Below are 5,954 nucleotides of genomic sequence, written 5' to 3'. Positions count from 1 at the left end.
CGGGCGGCTCGTCGGCGAGATGCTCAAGCGCCACGCCATTCCCTATATCGGGCTCGATTCCGATCCCGCCCGCGTCGCCGAGCAGCGCCGGCTCGGCAGCCCGGTCTATTTCGGCGATTCCGCCAACACCGAGATGCTGCGCCGCTGCGACATCGCCACGGCCCGCGCCCTCGTGGTGACCCTCGACAATCCCCGCGCGGTGGAGGCGGTGGTCCAGGCCGCCCGCGCCGAGCGGCCCGACCTCACCATCGTCGCCCGCGCCCGCGACGCACGCCACGCCACGCAGCTCTACGAGATGGGCGTCGACGACGCGGTGCCGGAGACGATCGAGGCCTCGCTCCAGCTCTCGGAGGCGGTGCTGGTCGATGTCGGCGTGCCGATGGGCCACGTCATCGCCTCGATCCACGAGCGGCGCGACGAGTTCCGCACCATGCTGAAGCGGAAGGAGGCGGAGACCCGGCCGGCCTTCCGCGCCCGCCGCACCGTCGGCAAAGGGAGAGAGCCTGCGCCCGAGGCCAAACCCGCCGAGCCGCCGGCTGAGAAACGGCCGTTGGGCAAGAGCGCCTGACGGAGCGCCCGCCGAGGCGCCGCGATCAGGTCGGTGACGGGTCCGGCGCGGACCGGCCTACACGGTCCGGGCCTGAAAGAGCGCCAGTCCGAACCCGATGAACACGGTGCCGCTGATCCGATTGAACAGGCGCTTCCAGCGCGGGCGCCGGATGTGGCGCGCCAGCGAATGGCCGCCGAAGGCGTAGACGGCGTACCAGCCCAGTTCGATCACTCCGAAGGTTGCCAGCAGGATCCCGAATTGCGGAGCCTGCGGCGCGGCATTGTCGACGAACTGCGGCAGGAACGCCGTCGCGAACAGCAGCAGCTTAGGGTTCGTGATGCCGATCAGGAAGCCGTCCCGGTACAGCTTCCAGAGGGGAAGCGGGTTCGCCCGGTCAGGCGCGCCTTCGGCGAGGTCGAGGGGCGCCGGGTCCTCGCGCCAGGCTTTCACGCCGAGATAGACGAGATAGGCGATGCCGAGATAGCGCAGGACTTCGAACACGGCGGGAAGTGCCGTCAGGACGGCCGCCAGACCGATCGCCGAGAGCAGCAGGGCGAGAAGGATCGCCGACAGGCAGCCGAGCATCGTCGGTATCGAGCGACGAAAGCCGACATCCGTGCTCCGCTTCATGACGTGGAGCATGTTCGGCCCCGGGGTCCCGGAGAGCACGAAGACGGCGACGACGAAGAGCCACCACGTTTGCAAGGTCATCCGGCGGCACCTCGTTGCGGCTGCAGGCCGTGTTTTGGGGGCCTGGCCACCGCACGCGTCTTAACGGCGGGCCAGAAGGACGCCAACGGCCCGGTGATCGCGTCCCAATCGGATCGCCGTCGCGTCAGACCGGTCGGGTTCGGGCCTCAAGCCTCGGCCTGCCCAGGCAGCGCGGCGACCAGCGCGCGAAACCGGTCGCCGCGGACCTCGAAGTTCGGGAACTGGTCGTAGGAGGCGCAGGCCGGCGACAGCAGCACGACGGGGGATTCCGTGCCGGCCGCGCCGGCGGCCTGGGCCGCCGCCTCGGTCGCGGCCTCCAGCGTGCCGCAGCGGGTGAAGGGCACGCGTCCCTCCAGGGTCGCGGCGAAGGCGTCGCTCGACGCGCCGATCAGGTAGGCGTGGGCGACGCGGTCGAACAGCGGCGCGAGCGGCTCGATGCCCCCCTCCTTCGCCTTGCCGCCGACGATCCAGTGGATGTCGCGGAAGGCCAGCAGCGCCTTCTCGGTGGAATCGGCGTTGGTCGCCTTGGAATCGTTGACGAACAGCGTCTTGCCGATCCGGCGCAGGGGCTCCATCCGGTGGGCGAGGCCGGGGAAGCTCCTGAGGCCTGCCGCGATCTCCTCGCTGCTCAGTCCGAGCCGGATCGCGGCGGCGACCGCGGCGGCGGCGTTCTGGAGGTTGTGGTCGCCGAGCAGCGATGGGATGCCGGAGACCTCCGCGATCACGGCGCCGTCCGGTCCGCGCACCGTGCCGGCGGCGCAGGTGTAATCGCCCGCCGCGTCGCCGTGGCCCTCGACGTGGAGGCGGATGCGCTCCCCGGCGCGGCGTCCGGCGATGGCCGCGCAGTAGGTGTCGTCGACGCCGATCACCGCGAGGTCCGCGCCCATGACCAGCCGCTCCTTGATCGCGGCGTAGTTCTCCATGGTGCCGTGACGGTCGAGATGGTCCGGCGTCAGGTTGAGCAGGATGCCGACGCCGGGCTTGAGCGAGGGCGTCAGGTCGATCTGGAACGAGGACAGCTCGACGACGTGGACTCGGTTTGCCGCGGGCGGCTCGAGCGACAGGATCGCGGTGCCGATATTGCCGCCCATCTGCACGTCGCGGCCGGCATGGCGCAGCAGGTGCGCCGTGAGCGCGGTGGTGGTGGACTTGCCGTTGGTGCCGGTGATGGCGACGAAGGGCGCGTCCGGCGCCAGCGCCGCGCGCTCGCGGCAGAAGATCTCGATGTCGCCGATGATCGGGATGCCGGCCGCCTGCGCCAGCCCCACGGTCCAGTGCGGCTCGGGATGGGTCAGCGGCACGCCCGGCGCCAGCACCAGGGCGGTGAAGCCCGACCAGTCGGCCTCGTTGAGGTCGGTGACGGTGATGCCCTGCTCGCGGGCGCGGTCGCGGCTGCCCGCGTTGTCGTCCCAGGCCAGCACATCGGCGCCGCCGGCGAGCAGCGAGCGGACGGTGGCGAGTCCGGACCCGCCGAGGCCGAACAGGGCGACCTTCCGGCCGGCGAAGGTGGTGGCTGGCGTCATGGATCTGTCTCTCGTGCCTTGCCGCTCACGTTGCCGCTCGATTTGCCGCTCGCTCGGCCGCTCAGCGCAGCTTCAGCGTGGCCAGCCCGATCAGCGCCAGGATGACGGCGATGATCCAGAACCGGATCACGACCTGCGGCTCCTTCCAGCCCTTCTGCTCGAAATGGTGGTGGATCGGCGCCATGCGGAAGACGCGCTTGCCGGTCAGCTTGAACGACAGCACCTGGATGATCACCGACATGATCTCCAGCACGAACAGGCCGCCGACGATGGCGAGCACGATCTCGTGCTTGGCCGCCACCGCGATCGAGCCGAGCAGGCCGCCGAGCGCCAGCGAGCCGGTATCGCCCATGAAGATCTGCGCGGGCGGCGCGTTGAACCAGAGGAAGCCGAGACCCGCCCCGATCACCGCGCCGCAGACCACGGCGAGCTCGCCGGTGTCGCGCACGTAGTTCACCTGGAGATAGCTGGAATAGATGACGTTGCCGACGAGGTAGGCGATCACGCCGAAGGTGGCGCAGGCGATCATCACCGGCACGATGGCGAGGCCGTCGAGCCCGTCGGTGATGTTGACCGCGTTGCCCGCGCCGACGATCACGAAGGCGGCGAACGGCACCCAGAACCAGCCGAGGTTCAAGAGCGCGTCCTTGAAGACGGGGAAGGCGAGCTGGTTCTGCAGGGCGGGCGGCGAGTAGATCGCGATCAGCAGGCAGGCCGCGCCCGCGATCGCGAATTCGAGCAGCAGCCGGAAGCGGCCGGAGAAACCCTTGTGCGACTGCTTCGTCACCTTGAGGTAGTCGTCGTAGAAGCCGATCGCGCCGAAGCCGAGGGTCACGGCGAGCGTCACCCAGACGTAGTGGTTGTGCGGGTTGGTCCAGAGCAGGATCGAGACCACGGCGCCGGCCAGGATCATCAGGCCGCCCATGGTCGGGGTGCCGCGCTTGGTCAGGTGGGTCGCCGGGCCGTCCTCGCGGATCGGCTGGCCCTTGCCCTGGCGGAGGCGCAGCAGCGAGATGATCCAGGGTCCGAACCAGAACACGAAGAAGCCCGCCGTGAACAGCGCGCCGCCGGTGCGGAAGGTGATGTAGCGGAACACGTTGAGGGGCGTGAGCGTGCCGCTCAGTTCCGACAGCAGATAGAGCATGCGTTCGTCCGTCCGCGGCAGGTTCTTTGTCGACACGCCCGGCACGGCGTCGCGCGCGGCCGGAAGGAACGGCCGGGCGCGATGGCTCGGCCGGTGGGGTAAGCTCAGCGGACCGCGTTCAGCGAGGCTTCGCGCGGGTCCGGCGCGACCGCGTAGCGGGCTTTGACCGCTTCGACAATGCGGACCATGCGCATGGAGTTGGAGCCCTTCACCATCACCGCATCGCCCGGCCGCAGGGTCGCGAGGACGGCGTCAGTGACGTCGGCAGCGGTGAGGCCGGCCGCACCCCGCACCGACATCGGCAGCGCCTCGAACAGGTGCGCCATGAGCGGGCCGACGGCGAAGACGCGATCGATGCCGTTGGCCGCGACCGCATCCGCCAACTCGCGGTGGAGCGTCTCGCCGGCCGCACCGAGCTCCTTCATGTCGCCGAGCACGGCGATGCGCCGGCCCTTGGGCCCGGTCTCGATGCCGGCGAGCGTCGCCAGGGCGGCGCGGATGGAGGCCGGGTTGGCGTTGTAGCTCTCGTCGATGAGGAAGGCCTCGGCTTCCCCAGCCCCTTGCTCGATCCGCAGCGCCGTGCGCTCGCCGCGCCCGACCGGCGGCTTCAGGGCCGCCAGCGACAGGGCGGCGCGGGCGAGGTCGGCGCCCAGCGCGTGGATACAGGCCAGCACGCCGAGCGAGTTCATCGCCACGTGCCGGCCGGGCGTTCCAAGCTGGTAGGTGACGGGGATGCCCATCACCGTCGCGTCGATCACCGAGACGTCGGGGCGGGTCAGGATGCGCTGCGCCCGCACATCCGCCGAGGCGTGCTCGCCGAAGGTGATGACGCGCCCGGCCCGCGAGGCGTGGGCATGGGCCAGCAGCCGCTCGTAGTTCGGGTTGTCGCGGTTGATCACCGCGACGCCGCCGGGCTTGAGCCCGGAAAAGATCTCGCCCTTCGCGTCGGCGATCGCCGAGAGCGAGCGGAAATGCTCGATATGGACCGGCTCGACCGTGGTGATCAGCGCCACGTCCGGCCGCACCATCGCGGTGAGCGGCAGGATCTCGGCGCCGTGGTTCATGCCGATCTCGAACACGCCGAAGCGGCTCTCCGCCGGCATCCGCGCGAGCGTCAGCGGCACGCCCCAATGGTTGTTGTAGGAGGCGACCGAGGCATGGGTCGGCCCCTGCGCCGAGAGCACGTGGCGCAGGGCCTCCTTGGTGCCGGTCTTGCCGACGGACCCCGTCACCGCGACGATCGCTGCTCCGGTGCGGGCGCGGGCGGCCAGCCCGAGGCGGCGCATCGCCTCCAGCACCGGGTCGTCGCCCTCCTCCGGCACGGCGAGCACCGGGCCGATCTTTTCGAACTCGCCGGCGCGCGAGGCGGCGACCACGGCGGCGCCCGCACCCTTCTCCAGGGCGGCCGTCACGAAGTCGTGCCCGTCCCGTGCCTCGCCGCGGATGGCGAAGAACAGGTCGCCGGGTTCCAGGCTGCGGGTGTCGATCGAGGCGCCGGAAATCGGGCGCGGTTCGCCGCGCAACGAGCCGCCGGTCGCGGCTTCGAGGGCGGCGGGAGTCCAGAGGGGGGCGTCGGTCATCCGTTCAACTCCGCGATCGCGGCGCGTACCGTGTCGTGATCCGAGAACGGGAGCACGCGTGGCCCCACGATCTGGCCGGTTTCATGACCTTTGCCGGCCACCACCAGCACGTCGCCGGGCTTCAGATCCCGCACGCCCGCGCGGATCGCCTCCGCCCGGTCGCCGATCTCCTCCGCTCCCGGTGCGGCGGCGAGGATCGCGGCGCGGATCGTGGCGGGCTCCTCGTTGCGGGGGTTGTCGTCGGTGACGATCACCCGGTCGGCGAGGCGTTCGGCGATGGCGCCCATGATCGGACGCTTGCCGGCGTCGCGGTTGCCGCCGCAGCCGAACACCACGACGAGGCGCCCGCTGGCGAAGGGGCGGAGCGCCGCCAGCACGTGCTCCAGCGCCTCCGGCTTGTGGGCGTAATCGACGAGGCACAGGCCGCCGTTCGCCTCGCCGATCCG

General features: G+C 70.9%; 6 protein-coding genes. 1 reads left to right on the top strand and 5 read right to left on the bottom strand.

Translation table 11 applies throughout. The features are described from left to right. Positions 1–568 (top strand): NAD-binding protein (locus MFF42_RS22855; RefSeq protein ID WP_238257994.1); only part of this gene is annotated, 568 nt, incomplete at its 5' end. A 57-nt stretch (positions 569–625) separates the two neighbouring features. Here the strand turns inward: MFF42_RS22855 and MFF42_RS22850 are convergent. The 5 genes from MFF42_RS22850 to MFF42_RS22830 form a co-directional block, all read right to left on the bottom strand. Then, a complete protein-coding gene (locus MFF42_RS22850) occupies positions 626–1,261 on the bottom strand; it encodes a LysE family translocator (protein ID WP_238257992.1) in 636 nt (211 codons plus the stop codon). A gap of 146 nt (positions 1,262–1,407) precedes the next feature. Further along, positions 1,408–2,784, bottom strand: coding sequence for a UDP-N-acetylmuramoyl-L-alanine--D-glutamate ligase (gene murD / locus MFF42_RS22845; RefSeq protein WP_238257990.1), 1,377 nt, complete (start codon positions 2,782–2,784; stop codon positions 1,408–1,410). A gap of 61 nt (positions 2,785–2,845) precedes the next feature. Continuing rightward, positions 2,846–3,928, bottom strand: a complete 1,083-nt coding sequence (mraY, locus tag MFF42_RS22840; RefSeq protein ID WP_238257989.1) for a phospho-N-acetylmuramoyl-pentapeptide-transferase — start codon at positions 3,926–3,928, stop codon at positions 2,846–2,848. A gap of 104 nt (positions 3,929–4,032) precedes the next feature. Beyond that, complete coding sequence (locus tag MFF42_RS22835; protein ID WP_238257987.1) at positions 4,033–5,508, bottom strand: UDP-N-acetylmuramoylalanyl-D-glutamyl-2,6-diaminopimelate--D-alanyl-D-alanine ligase; 1,476 nt, start codon at positions 5,506–5,508, stop codon at positions 4,033–4,035. Beyond that, positions 5,505–5,954: glutamate ligase domain-containing protein (locus MFF42_RS22830; RefSeq protein ID WP_283206917.1), on the bottom strand; the 450-nt coding region annotated here is incomplete at its 5' end. The genes MFF42_RS22830 and MFF42_RS22835, both read right to left, overlap by 4 nt.

It is taken from the genome of Methylorubrum podarium (assembly GCF_022179745.1).
Lineage (GTDB): Bacteria > Pseudomonadota > Alphaproteobacteria > Rhizobiales > Beijerinckiaceae > Methylobacterium > Methylobacterium podarium.
The sequence above is the reverse complement of the archived record's forward strand: the minus strand, read 5'-3'. Positions and strand labels throughout refer to the sequence as shown.